General features: G+C 64.6%; 12 protein-coding genes and 2 pseudogenes. 10 read left to right on the top strand and 4 right to left on the bottom strand.

Features of this window, described 5'->3' with window-relative positions; translation table 11 throughout:
- From B5M43_RS13865 to B5M43_RS13850, 4 genes and pseudogenes are all read right to left on the bottom strand, one after another.
- A pseudogene (locus B5M43_RS13865) lies at nt 1-700 on the bottom strand (HNH endonuclease); the annotation flags it as partial.
- An 80-nt stretch (nt 701-780) separates the two neighbouring features.
- Complete coding sequence (locus B5M43_RS13860; RefSeq protein ID WP_134747343.1) at nt 781-1,269, bottom strand: hypothetical protein; 489 nt, start codon at nt 1,267-1,269, stop codon at nt 781-783.
- 77 nt (nt 1,270-1,346) lie between these two features.
- Entirely contained in the window at nt 1,347-2,810 is a 1,464-nt protein-coding gene (locus tag B5M43_RS13855) for a YdiU family protein (RefSeq protein ID WP_134747346.1), read from the bottom strand.
- Between the two features lie 167 nt (nt 2,811-2,977).
- On the bottom strand, nt 2,978-3,655 hold the full coding sequence (locus tag B5M43_RS13850; RefSeq protein ID WP_230668185.1) for a CoA pyrophosphatase: 678 nt from the start codon (nt 3,653-3,655) through the stop codon (nt 2,978-2,980).
- Nucleotides 3,656-3,870: 215 nt separating this feature from the next.
- Here B5M43_RS13850 and B5M43_RS13845 point away from each other — a divergent pair, with 215 nt between their 5' ends.
- From B5M43_RS13845 to B5M43_RS13800, 10 genes and pseudogenes are all read left to right on the top strand, one after another.
- Nucleotides 3,871-5,016 carry an ImmA/IrrE family metallo-endopeptidase gene (locus tag B5M43_RS13845; protein WP_134746866.1) on the top strand — a complete coding sequence of 382 codons (1,146 nt, stop codon included), beginning with the start codon at nt 3,871-3,873 and terminating at the stop codon, nt 5,014-5,016.
- On the top strand, nt 5,013-5,507 hold the full coding sequence (locus B5M43_RS13840; protein WP_167626818.1) for a DUF4411 family protein: 495 nt from the start codon (nt 5,013-5,015) through the stop codon (nt 5,505-5,507). The genes B5M43_RS13845 and B5M43_RS13840 overlap by 4 nt, the downstream gene beginning before the upstream one ends.
- 217 nt (nt 5,508-5,724) lie before the next feature.
- On the top strand, nt 5,725-6,762 hold the full coding sequence (locus tag B5M43_RS13835; protein ID WP_134746870.1) for a restriction endonuclease: 1,038 nt from the start codon (nt 5,725-5,727) through the stop codon (nt 6,760-6,762).
- A gap of 126 nt (nt 6,763-6,888) precedes the next feature.
- Nucleotides 6,889-10,143 carry a helicase-related protein gene (locus B5M43_RS13830; protein WP_134746872.1) on the top strand — a complete coding sequence of 1,085 codons (3,255 nt, stop codon included), beginning with the start codon at nt 6,889-6,891 and terminating at the stop codon, nt 10,141-10,143.
- Nucleotides 10,136-10,792 (top strand): DUF4391 domain-containing protein, encoded by a 657-nt coding sequence (locus tag B5M43_RS13825; RefSeq protein ID WP_134746874.1) that lies wholly within the window; start codon nt 10,136-10,138, stop codon nt 10,790-10,792. Before B5M43_RS13830 ends, B5M43_RS13825 begins: the two co-directional genes overlap by 8 nt.
- Nucleotides 10,793-10,801: 9 nt before the next feature.
- Complete coding sequence (locus tag B5M43_RS13820) at nt 10,802-12,910, top strand: site-specific DNA-methyltransferase (protein WP_205829542.1); 2,109 nt, start codon at nt 10,802-10,804, stop codon at nt 12,908-12,910.
- A gap of 4 nt (nt 12,911-12,914) precedes the next feature.
- A complete protein-coding gene (locus tag B5M43_RS13815; protein WP_134746876.1) occupies nt 12,915-16,073 on the top strand; it encodes a DEAD/DEAH box helicase family protein in 3,159 nt (1,052 codons plus the stop codon).
- A 5-nt stretch (nt 16,074-16,078) separates the two neighbouring features.
- Nucleotides 16,079-17,545: a hypothetical protein gene (locus B5M43_RS13810; protein ID WP_230668183.1), complete on the top strand. Its 1,467-nt coding sequence runs from the start codon at nt 16,079-16,081 to the stop codon at nt 17,543-17,545.
- Between the two features lie 276 nt (nt 17,546-17,821).
- Nucleotides 17,822-19,132, top strand: coding sequence for a TIR domain-containing protein (locus tag B5M43_RS15400; protein WP_134746878.1), 1,311 nt, complete (start codon nt 17,822-17,824; stop codon nt 19,130-19,132).
- A gap of 231 nt (nt 19,133-19,363) precedes the next feature.
- Nucleotides 19,364-19,555 (top strand): annotated as a pseudogene (locus B5M43_RS13800) (IS3 family transposase); the annotation flags it as partial.

Here is a 19,555-nt window from a genome sequence, read left to right as displayed (position 1 = left end):
ACATCCGCAGGCTCCGCTTCTCATGCCGCGCCAGGTACCGGGCCTCCGCCCCCTCTACGTCGAGCTGATCCCGCACCGCCCGCGCCGCCGAGCCCAGGTCCTCCACGGTGTACTCGCCCGCCACGCCGGCGAGCTGCTCGCACGCGACCCGCCACGCCTCCTCCGCACCCTCCGGTGGCCGCCCGAGCCCGCGGCTGATCGCATCCATCTGCGCCGACGTCAGCACCCCGTCCAGCAGCGCCCGATCCAGCGGCGCATGCCACGGCGCCTCCATCGGCGGAACGTCCGCATCCGGCTCCGCGGGAACCTCCTCGGACTGCGCCGTCTCCACGAGCGACTGTCCCAGCCGCACCTGCCGCGCCGCCTCCCCGCGCGAGGTCCCGGACACCTCCTGCACGAACGCGACGGCGTTGCGGTGACCGCGCTCCTGCGCCAACCCGCCGTGCCCTGCGTCCCGAGACGAACGCGCAGCGACCACCCCGACACCCATCAACCGGCTCCGCTCACCGATCTGCACCAGCTCGGTCGCCGCCTCCACCAGCGCCACCACATCCTCGTCCGACATCCCGAGCACGACCGACGCGTCGCCCGGCGCGGCGGCCGCCGCAGCGGTCACCGCTGCCCGGAAGTCATCGAGGAACGTCATACCCCGATCATCCTCCGGGCCACCGACATCCAGACCCCGGAACCCCAGGTCCACCCCCAAAACCAGGAAATCGGTGCATAACTCCCCGAACCGGCTTCCTGTGGACGAGCGTCGGACGCCCGAACCGCCCCGCGTCAGCCGCAGGTGTCGCAGACGCCGGTGCGCGGCAGCACCATGAAGCACGTGGGGCAGACCGCCTCGGCGCGCTCGGGGACCGCCGAGGGGCGCGGCGTCGCCGCCACCCGCGAACCGGCGAACCGGCGCGACGCCGACTGCGCGGCGCGCGGCCGCGTCTCGGGGTGCGTGACTCCCCACGCGCCCTGGAATCGCCGGCTCGGCCAGCGCTCGATGTCGCCGGCCAGGCGCACGGCGTCGCTCTCGTTGCGGAACCCGTTCGTGTAGCCCGCGTGCACCTCGAGCGCGGGACCGCTGCGGCGCTCGAGCTTGAAGTAGGTGCGGAATCCGACGATGCCGGCGACATCCGCGCTCTCGACGATGCGGCGCACGAGCGCCTGGTTCGGGGCGGGCGTGCCATAGCGCTGGAACGCCTCGTCGAGGGTCTCGAACCGGTGCGCGCGCCCCTCCTTGCCGGCGTTGACGGCGACCTCGGGCGATGCAGACATGGTGGGCTCCCTTCCCCACGGTCGACGCTACCCGCGCCGCGCGACCCGGGCGACCACACCGGCGGACGCCGCCGGGCTCACGTGCCGCAGAACGTCCGGTACGGCCCGAACGAGTCCGGCGCCGGCTCGCCAAAGCGCTCGAGCCCGACCCGCTCCTCGAACGGCCGCGCCAGCGCCGACATCAGCCGCTCGAGCGGCCCGAGGTCATCCGCCGTGGCTGCGGCGAGCGCCTCCTCGACCAGGTGGTTCCGCGGGATGTAGACGGGGTTGACGGCGTCCATCGCGTCGGCGTCCGGCTCGAGCGCCGTCCAGCGCGCGAGCCACGCGTCGAAGGCCGCGAGGTCGAGCATCACGCCCCGCGCCTGCTCGGGGCGCCCGCGCGCGGCGTCCGAGAGCCGCCGGAAGAACGACGTGCAGTCCACGCGGCTCTGCTGCATGAGCGCACTCAGGTCGTTGATCACCTCGGCGGCGACCGCCCCGTCCACCGCCTCGGGCAGCCCCAGCTTCGCCCGGAAGCCGGCGGCGAGCGCGGCCCCGTACTGCTCGCGGAAGGCGCCCAGCGCATCCTGCGCCATCTCCACCGCGCGCTCGGGATCGTCGTCGAACAGCGGAAGCAGCGCCTCGGCGAAGCGCGCGAGGTTCCACTCGGCGATGAGCGGCTGGTTGCCGTACGCGTAGCGCCCGTTCACGTCGATCGAGCTGTAGACCGCGCCCGGGTCGAACGCGTCGATGAACGCGCACGGCCCGTAGTCGATCGTCTCGCCTGAGATCGTCATGTTGTCGGTGTTCATGACGCCGTGCACGAAGCCGACGAGCATCCACCGCGCGATCAGCGACGCCTGGGCCGAGACCACCGCCTCGAACAGCGCGAGCGCCGGGTTGTCGGCGCCGGGCAGCTCCGGATGATGGCGCCGGATCGCGTGATCGACGAGCCTCCGCAGCAGCTCGGGATCGCGCATCGCGGCCGCGTACTGGAAGCTCCCGACGCGCAGGTGGCTGCTCGCGACGCGGGTGAGCAGCGCGCCGGGCAGCGCCGTCTCGCGGTACACCGTCTGGCCCGTGGCGATCACGGCGAGCGAGCGCGTGGTGGGGATGCCGAGCGCGTGCATGGCCTCGCTCACGATGTACTCGCGCAGCATCGGCCCGAGCGCCGCGAGCCCGTCGCCCGCGCGCGCGAACGGCGTGGGCCCCGAGCCCTTCAGGTGGATGTCGCGCAGCCGGCCCGCGGTGTCGGTCACCTCGCCGAGCAGCAGCGCCCGACCGTCGCCGAGGCGCGGCGAGTACCCGCCGAACTGGTGGCCGGCGTATCCCTGCGCGACGGGCGTGGCGCCCTCCGGAACCAGGTTGCCGGTCAGGATGCGCACGCCGTCGGGGCTGCGCAGGATGTCCGGATCCAGCCCCAGCTCGGCAGCCAGCGGCTCGTTCAGCACCAGCAGCCGCGCATCCGGGAACTCCTCGGCCTGCCACGGGATCGCCAGCTCGGGCAGCTCCCGGGCGAAGCGGTTCCCCAGTGAGATCGCGGCATCCAGTCCGACGCTCATGCGCCCACGCTAACCCCGCCGATCACGCACGAGGGCCGCCCCACCCGTGCACTGGTTGAGCGAGCTCCTCCCACCCCCGSTCGTTGAGCGGAGCGAGCGCCAGCGAGCGGAGACGAAACGGGTTGAGCGAGCGAAGCGAGYCGAAACCCACCAAGCCTCCCGCGTCCCTAGTACCCCTCCAACGGCACAACCCGCTCCCGATCCCACGGCTCGGTCCACCCGAGCCGCTCGAACAGCGCATCCAGCACCATCGCGGTGAACCCCCACACCAGATGCGTCCCGCCCTCGTCCGCCACGGTGAACGCGGGCCCGCGCCACTCTCGCCCGTCGCGCCGGATGACGGTCACCCCGCGGTTCGCCCGATCCAGCAGGTCGGCCACCGGTGCCCGGAACACCGCGGACGACTCCCCCTCGTCCATCACGCGCACGGGCGACGGATCCCGCCACCACGCGAGCACGGGCGTCACGAGGTGCCGCGAGAACGCGATCGGCACGGCCGGCAGCGCGCCCAGCACCTCGACACCGCGCGGATTGAGCCCCGTTTCCTCACGCGCCTCGCGCAACGCCGCGGCGATCGCATCGGCGTCGCCGTCGTCCACGCGCCCACCGGGAAACGCGACCTGCCCCGGATGCGACCGCAGCGTCGCCGCCCGCGACAGCAGCAGCACATCGAGGTCCCGCGACACCGCCGCGTCGTGCGCAACGCGTTCGCTCGGCACGCGGTCGAGCACCCCGAACAGGATGAGCACCGCCGCCGACCGCGGATCCTCCGCCGCCGGCAGCTCCAGCAGCTGCGCACCGCCCGCGCGGGCGAGCGCCGCGAGCTCCTCCCGCGCGCTCCGCATCGCCCGATCCGTCATCCGGTCCTCCCCGGTCGACGCTACCCGCGCCCGCGGACACCGGGGACCGACCGCGTGCGGATGAGCGGGCGCAACGCACGAAAGCTCCGCCGCTCGTCCACACGGCACAATTGACGCACACCCGGCACTGAAGCACGCCGGACCGGCACGCGAACCGTACGCTTCACATATCCGCACGCCCACTGCCAGGGAGGACGCCGATGAGTGCACATGTCGCGATCGCACCCAGCATCCTGCGATGGGCGGAGGCGTACTCTCAGCGCGATCACGTGGCGTTCCTCCACCGGTTTCCGCAATGGGATGACTGGGCTGCAGGACGGCGCTCGCCGACCATTCGTCAGGTCGAGCAGATCGCGAGCTTCTCGCATCTGCCGTTCGGAATCTTCTTCCTGGCTGAGCCGCCCGAGCTGCAGCTCCCGATCCCGGACTACCGCCTTGGCACAGGTGGTGACGCGCGCACTCCGAGCCCCGAACTGCGGGAGGTGATCGACGAGAGCGTCTTCCGTCAGGACTGGTATCGCGACTACTCGATACGTGAAGGCCTCGCGCCGCCGCAGCTGCCGCAGCTCACACGGCTTTCGACTCTGGCTGGCGAGATCCGCGACGCGCTCGACTTCTCTGTCTCCAGGAGAGCCGGCCTCCCGCGCGATCAGGTGCGCCGTCGGCTTAAGCGGTCGGTCGAGGAACTCGGTGTGCTGGTAACGTTCGCGGGCACGATCACGAACAACACTCAGCGCACGCTGAGCCGCGAGGAGTTCCGCGGCTTCACCCTCTACGATCGCGTCGCGCCCCTCATCTTCGTCAACACCCACGACGACACGAAGACGGGCCAGATCTTCACGCTGATCCATGAGCTGGGGCACGTACTTCGGCGCGAGAGCGCGCTCGACGAGCCGAGCCCCCGTCACGATGGCGCGGATGCAGAGGGCTGGTGCAACCGGCTCGCCGCCGAGGTGCTCGTTCCGACAGATGACCTGCGCCAGGTCTTCCGAAGCGATGCTGATCTGTACAGCGAGCTCGATCGCCTCGCGAGCCGCTACGTCGCGAGCACTCCGACGATCCTGCTCCAACTGCGCGCGATCGGCGCAGTCCCACGTGACGGCTTCGACGAGGTCTACCGTCGTGTGGAAGAGCGAGCACGGGCCGCCGCGAAGCTGAACGACACCTCGACGGATGGCGGCAACTACTACGCCAACCTTCCGTACCGCGTCGGGGAGCGCTTGTCGCGCGCGGTGATCACCGACGCCCGATCAGGGGCGACGAGCTTGACCGACGCCATGCGCCTCCTCGGACTGTCGAGCACTTCCAAGATCGACCGGTATGCGCAGGAGGTGCTTCACCTGTGACGTACCTCCTCGACGCGAACGTCTTCATCGACGCCAAGAACCGGTACTACGGCTTCGACATCGCTCCCGGCTTCTGGTACTGGTTGCAGGACGCGCACGAGGAGCACGACATCGCGTCTACGACGGCCGTCCGAGCGGAGCTGTTCCGGCAGGAGGATCAGCTCACCGAATGGGCGCGGACCCTGCCGCCGTCGTTCTGGTTGGAAGAGTCCGCGGCTGATCTGCAGGCCCTTCAGCGTGTCACCGCCTGGACGATGGATCCCTCGAGCCGCTTCCAGCAGAACGCGCGCACGGACTTCCTGGCCGCGGCCGATTACCGGCTCGTGTCGCTCGCGCTATCGGGTCAGCACACGATCGTGACTCACGAGATCAAGAACCCGGACCGGAAGAATCGCATCAAGATCCCTGACGCCTGTGCCGAGCTGGGCGTGGACTGCCACGAGCCGTTCGACCTGTTCAGGCACTTGAAGTTGAGGCTCGTCATCGGCTGAGCGCGCGTGGACCACGGTCCATGAGCAAGCTCGCCTGCCCCGCCTACGCCGCCTCTTCGCCGAGCAGATCATGCCCGATCGCGTCCTCGTCGGTGATCTCGGGATCATCAGTGGTCTTGGAGAATGTAGAAGGGCTTCGTGCCCGCGCCTAACGGGGATAGCGTGATCAGTGACTGCAGAAGGAGATCTCTTGGCTTCGGAACCTCGTGTATGGGTCGTGCGTGGCGGTAAGCAGGGCGATAACGACGCGCTGCTGTTGAAAGACGGCTTCGTGGGCATCGACTTCCGCGAGTACCCGGATATGTCGGGGATGCGCAGCCGCGACGACGTTATCGCGCTCGCGGCGAAGTTGATGCCGGAGGAGAAGGAGAAAGCGCGGGCGAACTGGGCTGCGCAGCTCTGGGCGTTCGCAGGCCGAATGAGCATCGGCGATCTCGTGGTCCTGCCGCAGAAGGCCACGCGACAGCTGCACATCGGCAGGATTACCGGGCCATACTTCTTCGACCTGAGCGGGCCCGAGTCGGTGCGTCACCGACGAAATGTCGAATGGCTGCAGACCGAGATCCCGCGAACTGTCTTCGAACAAGATCTGCTCTACTCGATCGGCGCATTCTCGACGGTGTTCCAGGTTTCACGAAATGACGCCCCACACCGCATCGCGTTCGTCGCGTCGGGGCCTGACAGGGTAGACCCTGGCCCGCGAACCAGCGGTACTACACGCAAGCCTGCGCTCACCGATGATGCAGAGCTCGATGACGCGACAGCCGAAGCTGGCGCGGATTTGGATGTGCAGATCAGCGATCGGATCTCGAACCGCATCCGCACTCGGTTCAAGGGCAGTCGCCTCGAAGACCTTGTAGCCGCGGTCCTGGAGGCGGAAGGATTCACGCTGACGCAGCGGCCGACACCGGGCACCGACGCAGGCGTCGACATCTTGGCGGGCAGAGGCGTGTTCGGCATGGATCCGCCTCGCATCGTCGTGCAGGTCAAGTCGGAGCAGACCGCAGTCGGGGACCCCGTAGTCAATGCCTTACACGGAGCCGTGACGCGCGAGGGCGCGGAGCAGGGGCTACTCGTCGCGCTGGGTGGCGTCAATAGTCGCGCGAGAGCCCTGCTCGCGGGTCACAAGTTCAAGATCGCCGTGTGGAACGAAGAGCGCCTGCTGCGCGCGATCTTCGAGAATTACGCGAGCCTGCCTGCGGACATCAAGGCGGATCTTCCACTCGAACAGCGTTGGATGCTGGTCGAGGAGTGACGTGCTGCGGATAACCTCAAGTCGAGAACGCATTACGCATCGAGAAAAGAGACTCGCCAGTTGCTGACCTCATCGACGCGCCGCGCCGATTTCCCACGTTCGGCGCCCATTGGGGTGTGAGCGAAGATGCGGATCATCGACAACGTCTCTGACCTGCTCGGCGACGACCTCAAGCAGGAGATCACCCCTGGCTCCAAGGTTCGTATCGCGGCCTCCACATTCTCGATCTTCGCATTCGAGGCCCTGCGGAAGGAACTCGAGGGCGTCTCGGAGCTCGAGTTCATCTTCACCGCTCCCTCGTTCGTCGCTGACAAGGTGACGGACAAGCTTCGCAAGGAGCGCCGCGAGTTCTTCATACCTGGCGATCGTGCCGAGTCGAGCATCGCGGGAAGCGAGTTCGAGGTCCGGCTCCGGAACCGACTCACCCAGCGCGCGATCGCCAAGGAATGCGCGGAGTGGGTGCGCCGGAAGGTGACCTTCCGTTCAAACGCTACGGGCAAGCCGATGCAGCAGTTCGTCGTCGTCGATGACCGCGCCGCGTACACGCCTGTCCAGGGCTTTACAACGGCCGACCTCGGGTACGAGTCAGGTGCCGCGGTCTCGAACATGGTCCACCGCGTCGACGAGACGCCGATGGCCAGCCAGTACATGCAGCTGTTCGACCAGATCTGGAACAACCCGGATCAGGTGGAGGACGTCACCGCCGCGGTCGCAGAGCACATCGCCAGCGTGTACGCGGAGAACAGCCCCGAGCGCATCTACTTCCTGATTCTCTACAACCTGTTCTCCGAGTTCCTCGACGACATCAGCGAAGACGTCCTCCCGAACGACCGGACCGGCTACCAGGACACGAAGGTCTGGCAGAGCCTATACAACTTCCAGCGCGACGCAGCGACCGGGATCATCAACAAGCTCGAGACCTACAACGGCTGCATCCTCGCCGACAGCGTGGGCCTCGGGAAGACGTTCACGGCCCTGGCCGTCATCAAGTACTACGAGCTGCGCAACAAGAGCGTGCTCGTCCTGGCGCCGAAGAAACTCGCCGAGAACTGGACGAACTACAACGCCAACCTCACGACCAACCTGTTCGCGAGCGATCGGTTCAACTACGACGTGCTCGCGCACACCGACCTCTCTCGCACACGTGGCGAGTCGCTTGGCCTCCGACTGGATCGGATCAACTGGGGCAACTATGACCTCGTCGTGATCGACGAATCGCATAACTTCCGCAATGCCGACTATTCCGAGGAGAAGGAGTCGCGGTACCAGCGGCTGATGCGCCAGGTGATCCGCGAGGGCGTCAAGACGAAGGTGCTGATGCTGTCGGCGACTCCGGTGAACAACCGGTTCAACGACCTCAAGAACCAACTGCAGCTCGCTTATGAGGGCGAAAGCGAAGGCCTCACCCAGCACCTGACCCTCTCGACCTCCGTGGAGAACGTCTTCCGCGAGGCGCAACGCGCGTTCAATGACTGGTCGAAACTCGAGCCAGATTCCCGCACGGCGGAGCGCCTGCTGCAGATGCTCGACTTCGACTTCTTCGAGCTGCTGGATGCCGTGACGATCGCCCGCTCCCGCAAGCACATTCAAGCGTTCTACGACATGAGCGACGTGGGCGCCTTCCCGAAGCGGCGTCTGCCGGTCTCCATCCGCGAGCCGCTCACGGATCTTGCGGATGTGCCCGCGTTCGACGAGATCTTCGATCGACTGCAGGGCCTCGAGCTCGCCGTGTACACGCCGCTGGACTATGTCTTCGAGTCGCGTCGCGGCAAGTACGTCGACGCCTCACGCGTCACCGAGGGCACCGCCCGAGGGAATCTCGGACAGCAGGGCCGCGAAAAGGGCATCAAGAAGCTCATGACGGTGAACCTGCTCAAGCGGCTCGAGAGCTCGGTCGAGGCATTCCGACTTACGCTCGGCCGGCTTGAGCAGATCACCGCCGACATGCTCGGCCAGCTGGATGCGGGCCACGATGTCACTGGCACGGGCACAACCGGGCTGGACCTGGACACCGATGAGCCGGATGACGCCGAGCTCGCGTCGCTGGTCGTCGGCGGCGATGTGCGCATCGCGCTGGCGGACATCGATGTCGATTCCTGGCGGCACGACCTGAACGCGGATCGGGCCATCCTGCTCACTCTGCTCGCGGACGTGACCCGAGTGGTGCCCGACCGCGACCTCAAGCTCCGGCGCCTGCTGAGCGTCATCGAGGACAAGGTGGCCCACCCCCTTAACCCGGGAAACCGGAAGGTGCTGATCTTCTCGGCGTTCGCAGACACGGCGGAGTACGTATACCGAGAGCTCGCCCCGGTTCTCGCGCGTCATGGCATCGAGACGGGGCTGATCACAGGCGGGACGAGTGGTGCGCGCACGACCCTAGGGAAGGGCTTCGACGCGCAGCAGGTGATGACGATGTTCTCGCCGCGCTCGAAGCAGCGTGAGCTGACAATGCCGAGCGAGACTCGCGAGATCGACGTGCTCATCGGCACCGACGTCATCAGCGAGGGGCAGAACCTCCAGGACTGCGACTTCCTCATCAACTACGACATCCACTGGAATCCGGTGCGCATCATCCAGCGCTTCGGCCGAGTGGACCGCATCGGGTCGACGAACGACGTCATCCAACTCGTGAACTTCTGGCCCGACATGTCACTCGATGCGTACATCAACCTCAAGGAACGCGTCGAAGGTCGGATGGTCATCGCCGACATCGCTGGCACCGGCGACGACAACGTGCTCGACCCGGGAAGCTCCGAGGCCGCCTACCGACGCGAGCAGCTGCGGCGCCTGCAGGACGAGGTCATCGATCTCGAAGATGCCCGCGTGGGTGTCTCGATCACCGATCTCGGGCTCAACGACTTCCGCATGGATCTGCTCGGCTACATCAAGCAGCACGGCGATCTGCACGGGCACCAGCTGGGCCTCCACGCCGTCATTCCCGCGGACGAAGCAAAGGGCCTCCCGCCAGGCGTGATCTTCGCCCTGCGCAACGTCAATGCGCCTGACGACGTGAACCGGGGCAACCGACTGCACCCCCACTACCTGGTCTATCTCGGGCAGGATGGGCAGGTAGTCGCCGAACACACCGAGGCCAAGCGCCTCCTCGACCTCGTGCGCGCGGGCTGCCGAGGCATCGACGACCCCGTATCCGACGTCGTTGCAGCCTTCAACGCCGAAACCCGCGACGGAGCCGAGATGAGTCGCTACTCGGCGCTGCTCACCGACGCAATCCGCTCGATGATCGAGGTGACGGAAGAGCGCGACATCGACAGCCTCTTCAGCCCCGGTCGCACCACCGCGCTCGTGCAGACCATCGCCGGGCTCGACGATTTCGAGCTGATCGCATTCCTCGCCGTCGTCGAGGAGCCAGCCGATGACTGAGCCCGTCCTGTACCGGTGGCCGCCGGCCGCGAAGTTCGGCCGCGTCGTGCCGAAGACCAGATTCTACGAGCACGGAAACGTCCGCACCGCACTGCGTGAGAAGTTCGTCGACGATGTCCAGCGCGTGACCTGGGCCTACAAACTTGCCGAGTCGACGGTCCGGCTTAAGGGCACGGACGCCGTGCCGGAAATCCAGGTCTTCACCGTCGAGGCGAAGGGCGATGACGTCAGCAAGGACGTGCTGACCGCGATCGACAAGGCGGTTCATTTTCCGATCATCTTCGAAGTTTTAAGAGGCAATGAGGTGCGTACGGTCGCGGCGCACAAGACGCTCAGTGGCACGGCCCCGAAGGTCGGGGCGTACTTCACGACCCCATGGCTTCCGGGCGATGCCACCCGTTCTCCGCTGCCGGCCGCGATCGACCTGTCCGCCCTGTACGAGGCGTTGCTGTCCGCACTGCTCCCGATCGTGACACGCCGCGGCGAGTCCTTGTCCGAGGTCGCGGACAGAATGGAGCGGGCGACGAAGCTCCAACGCGAGATCACCGCACTGGAGCGGAAGCTCCGCGCCGAGCCCCAACTCAACCGCAAGGTCGAGCTACGCCGAGAACTGAAAGACCGCCGAGCCGCGCTCGCAGCGCTGGTGTGAGAGGAAGAAATGACGAAGCTGGAAAAGCTGGAGTTGCAGTCAGCCGACGTAACGCGCAAGAACGTCGACGCACTGGCGGCCCTGTTCCCGCACATCGTCACCGAGGCGATGGATGACGACGGCAATCTCGTTCGCCAGGTCGACTTCGAGGCGCTGCGGCAGGAGCTGAGCGACTACGTCGTCGAGGGGAAGGAGGTTTACCAGATCAACTGGCCGGGCAAGCTCGCCGCCGAGTTCGCCTCCAACGCCCCCATCTCCAAGACTCTGCGGCCCAACCTCGCTGACTCTGTTGACTTCGACACGACGAAGAACCTCTTCATCGAGGGAGACAATCTCGAAGCGATGAAGCTCCTTCAGGAGTCCTACCTCGGCAAGGTGCGTCTGATCTACATCGACCCGCCGTACAACACGGGCGGCGACCTCGTCTATCGGGACGACTTCTCGTCCTCTACGCAGGAGTACCTCTGGAAGTCGCGCCAGATCAACGAGGTCGGCGAGAAGCTCATTTCCAACACCGAGGCGAACGGGCGATTCCACTCCGACTGGCTGAGCATGATCTACCCGAGGCTCCGCCTCGCCAAGCGATTCCTCGCCCAAGACGGCGTGATCCTGGTGAGCATCGACGACGCCGAGCAGGCATCGCTTCGCCGTCTCATGGACGAGGTCTTCGGGGAGCAGAACTTCATCGCGCAACTCGTGTGGGAGAAGGGGCGCAAGAACGACGCGAAGCTCTTCTCGACTGGTCATGAGTACGTGATGGTGTACGCGAAGTCCAAGTCGACCCTCCGGGAACGCAAGACCGTTTGGCGGGAGGAGAAGCCGGGCGCGCGTGAAATCTGGGATGAGTACACGAGGCTTCGTGAATTGCACGGGTCCGACGACGCAGCGATCGAGAAGGACTTGTCGGCATGGTTCGCCGCACTCCCACGCACGGCCCCGTCAAAGAAGTGGGCACGGTATAAGCGTGTCGACGCAAACGGACCGTGGCGAGACCGCGACATTTCGTGGCCCGGAGGTAACGGCCCGACGTATGACGTAATCAACCCGGCAACCGGTACGCCCGTTAGGATCCCTGACGCGGGTTGGCGTTACAGCGATCCCGAGGAGATGAAGCGCCAGATCAAGCTTGGCCTCGTCGTATTCAGAGAAGAAGACCCCGAAGCGACACCATTCCGTAAGGCACATCTTCGACCCGTCGAAGGTGAGGGTTCCGACGTCAGCGACGACGAGGCCGAGGAGAACGAGGGAGAAGCGGAACTCGCCGTCCAGGTCCGAGGCACCTACTTCTATCGGCAGTCGCAGACCTCGGTGAAGCACTTGAGGGCACTGATGGGTGCCAAGGTGTTCAACAACCCGAAGGACCATGAGGTCCTGTCCCGGCTGTTCGAGTATGTCCTCGGGGGCAAGGGGGGCATCGTCATGGACTTCTTCGCCGGGTCCGGCACGACCGCCGAAGCGGTGTTCGACCTCTGCGCTCGCACCGGGCTCAACTGTCCGGTCCTCCTGGTGCAGCTCCCCGAGCTGCTCGAGGACAACCTCAAGTCGGCGACCGGCTCGGCGAAGACGACCATTCAGAACGCGATCAAGTTCCTCCAGGAGCTCGACAAGCCTCTGACCATCGCCGAGCTGACCAAGATTCGCATCCAGAAGGCCGGTGCGCAGATTCTGGCGAGCCGCACGCCGTCGGACTGGAACGGCGACGTCGGCTTCCGAGCGTTCACCGTCGACACGAGCAACTTCAGGGAGATCACGACGACCCCGGATGTCGCCAACCAGGAGGCGCTGCTGGACCTCGTTGAGAGCGTCAAGGGCGACCGCGGCGCACTGGACGTGCTGATCGAAGTGCTCATCGCATGGGGGCTCGATGTCTCGGCCCCGATCACCGTCGAGATCATCGAGGGGCATCAGGTCTACTCCGTCGAGGATGGGGCGCTACTCGCCTGTTTGGACGGCCAGCTCGACGAAGCCCTGATCCGTGCGCTCGCGCTGCGCGCTGCTGCCGACACCACGCAGAAGGTCGTCTTCAAAGACACCGGCTTCGCCTCGGACGACGCTGCGATCAACGCGTATCAGATCTTCGGGCAGCTCTCGCCCGACACCGCGGTGAAGGTGATCTGACCCCGTGAAGCTGCAGTTCAAGGTCCAGGAGTACCAGACTGCTGTGGTCGACGCGGTTGTGGACTGTTTCCGCGCAGTGCATCGGCAGCCCTTCGCCGACAACATCACCTACAAGATCGACCCCGGTCGTACGACCGGCCGACGCGGCCAGCCCGAGCTGGATCACCGCGTCGATGACGCCGCAGCCCAGACGGGCTACGGCAATAGCGCGCTGCTGCTGAACCCAGCCCAGCTCCTCGATAACATCCAAGTCGTCCAGCGGCGCATCAGCGGGCTCCCGCTGTCGGGAGAGCTTATCGCCAGCCCGGCGGCAGGGCTGAACTTGGACGTCGAGATGGAGACCGGCACGGGCAAGACCTACGTCTACATCAAGACGATCATGGAGCTTCACCGACAGTTCGGGTGGTCGAAGTTCGTGGTTGTAGTCCCCAGCGTCGCTATCCGCGAGGGGGTGAAGAAGTCCTTCGAGATCACCGCCGACCACTTCCTGGCCGAGTACAAGACCCAGGCCAGGGCGTTCGTCTATAACTCGGACCATCTCCAGGACGTTGAGACTTTCTCATCGGACACCGGGATCCAGGTGATGATCATCAACGCGCAGAACTTCAACCGCGACGCGAAGAAGGCCGACCGGGGTGCCGCCGAGACCGGCAAGTCCTCCGGCCTGAAGATGTTCAAGACACTCGACGGCTTCAAGTCCCGTCGCCCCATTGACGTGATCGCCGCGAACCGCCCAATCCTCATCATCGACGAACCACAGCGACTCGGCAGCAACCCGTCGAGGCCCAGCGAGACCCTGAAGGCGCTCGGGCGCTTCAACGCACTCTTCGCCCTGCGCTACTCGGCGACCCATGCGATCGACCACAACAAGGTGCACCGACTCGATGCCCTCGATGCCTACAACAAGAAACTGGTCAAGAAGATTGCCGCGCGCGGCATCAGCGTCAAGGGGCTCGCTGGGAGCAGCGCGTACCTTTATGTGGACGGTATCGAACTCGGTAAGGGTGCGGACTTCCCGAAGGCTCGAATTGAGATCAACCACCAGCCCCTGCACGGCGAGATCCGGCCCAAGACGTTCAAGGTCAAGAAGGGCGACCGGCTTCACGACATCTCCGGCGGCGTCGAAGCGTACAAGGGCCTGGTCATCGACGACATCGACGCGATCGCGAACACCGTCACGCTAATGGATGGACAGGTGCTCCAAGGCGGGCAGATCACCAACGATGTGACCGACGAACAGAAGCGCCGACTCCAGATCCGGGAGGTCATCCGCGCGCATCTCGACAAGGAGCGGCAGCTCTTCGGTCACGGCATCAAGGTGCTCTCACTCTTTTTCATCGACGAGGTGCAGAAGTACCGCGACTACGACCAGCCCGACGGACTCGGAGAGTACGCCCGCGTCTTCGAGCAGGAGTACGAGGCGCTCAAGGCAGAGCGGTTCAGCGAACTCGGCCTTGATGAATCGGAGGAGGCGTACCGGGCGTTCCTGGAGCGCGATGCGGTTCGCAGCATCCACAACGGCTACTTCTCCGTCGACAAGAAGACCGGGCGCTGGGTCGACAGTGATGCATCGGAGGCATCCGACGAAAAGGGCAAGGGCCTGTCCAAAGATGCCGAGGCATACGATGCCATCCTGCGTGACAAGGAGAAGCTGCTCGACCGCGACTACCCGCTCCGGTTCATCTTCAGCCACTCGGCGCTGCGAGAAGGCTGGGACAACCCAAACGTGTTCACACTCGGATTCCTCAAGAAGGCGACCGCTGGAGATTCGCGTCGCCAGGAGGTCGGGCGCGGCCTTCGTCTTGCCGTCGACCACAACGGCGACCGGGCAGACGATCCCGTTACCGTCCACGACATCAACGTGCTCACCGTCGTCACCGAGGAGTCCTACGTCGACTTCGTCGCGGGATTCCAGAAGGAGACACTGGGCCTGCTCAGCGCGCGGCCGCGGAAGGCGACGCCCGAGTTCTTCGTCGGGGCTGTCCTGCGCGACGCAATCGCTGGAGCCGAGCACAAGGTCACGCTCGACGAGGCGAAGCAACTCCACCACTGGCTCATCAAGCACGACTTCATCGATTACGACCAGCACCTCACTGACAAGTGGCTTCGCCGCAGCGACCTCCCCGAGATCCCGGCCATGCCACCGGCGCTCCAGCCGTACTTCTACCAGGTCGCCGACCTGATCGACTCGCTGCACATCCAGGCGCCGAAGGTCGACGACGGCCGCAAGGCGAAGATCGTGCCGATGAATAAGGCGAACTTCAACAAGAGGGAGTTCCAGGAGCTCTGGGCGCGCATCAACCACCGCGTCGTGTACCAAGTGGAGTTCGACTCACAGGAACTCATCGACAACTGCACGCGCGTCCTCGACACCTCACTCGAAGTAGCACGGCTCCGGTACGTCGTGACCGAAGGCGTCCAACGTGACGTCATCGAGGCGGAGCACCTGGAGGCTGGGGAAAGCTTCAAGGTGACTCGAACCAAGTCGTCGGAGTCGACACTGAGCGCAAGCTCCACGATTCCCTACGACCTGATCGGCGAGATCGCTGAGAAAACCAAGCTCACCCGCCGCACCGTTGCGACGATCCTTCGCGGCGTCAGGCCCGACACGTTTGCGAAGTTTAAGCAGAACCCAGAGCAGTTCATCACGGAGGCTGCCCGACTCATCCGCGAGCAAGCCGCCGCAACGATGGTCGAGCACATCGAGTACGACATCCTCGAAGACCGCTACCACACCTCGATCTTCACCGAGAATCAGACCTCACATGATCTCTCGAAGGCAGTGCACACTCCGAACAAGAACGTCTACGAGTACGTCCTCGACGACTCGCAGGTCGAGCGTGAGTTCGGTGCGGCGCTCGATATCAGCGAAGAGGTATCCGTCTTCACAAAGCTTCCGCGCGGCTTCAAGATTCCTACTCCGCTCGATTACTACAACCCTGATTGGGCGATCGCCTTCCACGACGGTGCTGTCAAGCATGTCTACTTCGTTGCCGAGACCAAGTTCTCCCTATCGTCTCTGGAGCTGCGCGGCGCTGAGAAGGCGAAGATCGACTGCGCCAACAAGCTCTTCGAGAAGCTCGAGCAGGTGGCCGGTACACCGGGAGTCAGGTACCACGGCGTGACCAGTTACGACCACCTGTTGCAACTCGTGGGGGCATGAGCCGGATGGTCATCGAGCTGTACTTCTCCCAGCACTTCGGGATATCACCGAAGCTGCTGGAGGACTACGGCGCGTTCGATGTGAGCCTTGCCTCCGATTTGCCTCTCTTCGTAGACCCTTTCCTGCTCTTCAACAGCAAGAAGCAGGAGTACCGCGATCTGCACGACGGAATGATCCGCTACCTCATATTCCTCCGTGACCGCGCCGCGCCTGATCTCGATCCGGGGCTGATCAAGTCCTGGTACATGTTCCCGGAGGTGAAGCAGAACTGGCTCGGGTTCGCCGTCCTCGGCAACTCGGGGAGTGGACTCGGCAAGGACTTCGCCCGCGCACTGCACAGCTCTCTCGGCTCGATCCTGAAGGGGTTCGGGTCGGAGTCGATCACCAAGGGTGTCCACCTGGAGAAGCTCGCGCTCATCAAAGAGGGCGTCGGGCGCGACAACATCAGCGACTTCACCACGAACCTCATCAAGGGCTACCTACTGGAGTACACGCAGGCGTTCGCGCAGGCGCATCTGTCGCCGGACCGGCGTGGCATGTTCTCGGTCGCCCGAGCAGTCTTCAACTACGAGACCGAGATCTGGGAGTCGCGCCAGTATGAGCTACCCGCGCTCCGCGGGGACTACGTTCTGCTCACCCCGGCGGACATGCTCACTAAGGACGACACCTGGATCAGTCGCTCCGACCTCGTGCGCGAGTTCAGCAGCATCCCCGACGCCATCGAAGATGAGCAGCTTCGCGCGCAGGTCAACAACTACCTCTTCAAGAAGCTGAGCGATAATCCCACGAAGAAGGAGTACTCAGAGCTGGCCGCTGCGGCGATCCTCCAGTTTCCCGAGGTCATCGACTACTACATCCGCCAGAAGGAGGACACGGGGGAGCAGGCAGTCGGCCTGAGCGCACGACGGCGGCAGGAGGTCTTCGAGATCCTCGTGCAGATGGTGCAGAAGGTCGTCGAAGACATCCACGCCAATACCTCGCTATACCTGACGCCGGTCACGAGCTACGACGAGGCGCTGACCCGCGCGCACGGCTTCAAGCAGTATGTCGAGAACCAGGACGGCTACCGGCTCCTCAACAGATCCGGCCAGGAACGTCCCCTCGCCACGGAGAAGGAGGTTCAGCTCTTCTTCGGTCTCGTCTTCTTCGGCAGCGAGTTCGACGTGAACCGCGAGGTCAACAACGGGCGCGGTCCCGTGGACTTCAAAGTGAGCAAAGGGGCCGTCGACAAGTCGCTGATCGAGATCAAGCTTGCCAGCAACAGCCAACTGAAACGGAACCTCCAGAACCAGGTCGAGATCTACGAGAAGGCAAACGGCACGCGCACGTCGGTCAAGATGATCATCTGCTACACGGACGCGGACGTGGCGAAGGTCGATGCCGTGCTGAAGGAGCTGGATCTCCGCGGCGAGAACTCCATCGTCGTCATCGACGCACGCTCCAATAATAAGCCCTCAGGCTCGAGGGCATAGCAGGTTGGGCCGCGATGCTCCAGCACCCTCGGCTACGAAGATTACGGGCCGCCCGCTCGCGCAGCAGCTTCAGAGTGTAGCGTTTGCATTGTGCCGCCTACCGAAAGCCTTCCGTCTCGAGACCCTCGTCGAGTCGAGGATGTCTTCAAGGTCTCAGGAGTCCCCACCCACACCTTCGTTCCCCCTTCAGCATACGGGCGCCTAAAAGTCGCGCTGCGTACTCGCGGGCGAGGAGTCGTAGTCGAGGGCCCGTCAGGGATTGGCAAGTCGACGGCTGTGGAGAAGGCACTGGCCGAACTGGGGCTCGATGGCAAATCCACGATGCTCAGCGCACGAAAGGCCGAGGACGCGGAGTACATCTCCGAGCTCCCTCGAATCACCGCACCGGGAATAGTCGTCATCGACGACTTCCATCGCCTTGACGATTCCACAAAGAGCACCATCGCCGATCTTCTCAAAGTCTCCGCTGACAACGAGGACCCGACGACCAAGCTCGTGATCCTCGGCATCCCCGACGCCGGTCGAGCGCTTGTCGAGTCGAGCAGTGACGTGGCTAACAGGATCGAGACCATCCGATTTGAAACTGAACCGGCACACAAGATCACTGCAGTCATCGAGGCAGGAGAGGCCGCCCTCAACGTTTCTTTGGCTGCGAAGCAGAACATCGTCGACAACTCCCAAGGAAGCTTCTACATCGCCCAGCTCTTGGCATGGAATGCATGCATCGAGGCCGGCTTGGCCGAGGAAGCCCCTGAGCTCACTCCAGTAGACACGGCCTACGCCGCAGTGCAACGCCTGGTTGTGAGCAAGCAGAAGGAGAGATTCGGCGACGCCGTTCGAGATTTTGCGCGCGGCACGCGATTCCGCCCCGGAGGGCGAGCACCCTACTTGCATGTCCTCCGTTGGCTTGCTGATTCAGAGTCGTGGAGCATTCACCTCCCGACCGAAATGCGAACCCATCCGACCGAAAAGGTCTCTGTCGGGTTGGTGGTCGACCGCGGCTACCTTGCTGACCTTACAAACAAACCGGATATCTCCCGCCTAATGCATTTCGATCCCGACACTAAGGTACTCTCAGTCGAGGATCCCATGCTGGTGTACTACCTCAGATCTATTTCCTGGGGAGATTTCATCAGGGAGGTCGGGTTCACGAATGTCGACCACACTGAGACATACGATGTCGCCCTCTCGTTCGCAGGCGAGGACCGTCCCTATGCGGAGCAACTCCGCGATGCCCTCGAGGATAACGGTCACGCGGTGTTCTACGACTTCAACGAGCAGCACAGAATCTTGGGAGAGGACGTACAGTCCTACCTGGGCCCGATCTATGCCTCTGGCTGTCGGTATGTAGTAGCGATCCTCGGGCCGCTCTACGGGTCCAAACGATGGACAATCTTCGAGAGCGAGCAGTTCAAGCCCCTATTTGAGGAAGGGCGCGTCCTTCCGATCTGGTCGCACACAGCACTACCGTCCGCATTCGATGCCACCCGCGACAAGGGCAGGCTCGTTTTCGACCCGTCCGCCGACCTGCGCGCCGTCGCCGTGCAACACGCAGAGGTGATCTCAAAGAAGCTCGCTGAGACCTGATGGGTGCATTCCCTGCGCGGGCGCTCCCGATGACGCGGCCCTGACGTAGTCGCAACGCTTCGATCCGGGATCGCGAGCGCACGGGAGCGAAGCCGCTCGGAGCCAGTGGCTCAGGCTCGTAGCCGCGCCCCTACTTCCGCTCCAACCCCACACTCGCCGGCCCCTCCAGCACGTTGAACCGTCCCCGGTTTGATGCCGCTTCCTTTCGAGTCTGGAAGGAAGATGATGATCATGCCGAAGAGGATTCCGGAGGAGACGAAGCAGCGCGCTATCCGGCTCGTGCTCGATCACCTCGATGAGTACCCGAACCTCACGACCGCGTGCGAGACGGTGTCGAAGCGGCTCGGTTTCGGCGCTGAGAGCTTGCGCCGGTGGGTGCGGCAGGCGCAGGTCGACGCCGGCGACCGGCAGGGGGTCAGCACG

It is taken from the genome of Microbacterium sp. MEC084 (assembly GCF_004514465.2).
Lineage (GTDB): Bacteria > Actinomycetota > Actinomycetes > Actinomycetales > Microbacteriaceae > Microbacterium.
The sequence above is the reverse complement of the archived record's forward strand: the minus strand, read 5'-3'. Positions and strand labels throughout refer to the sequence as shown.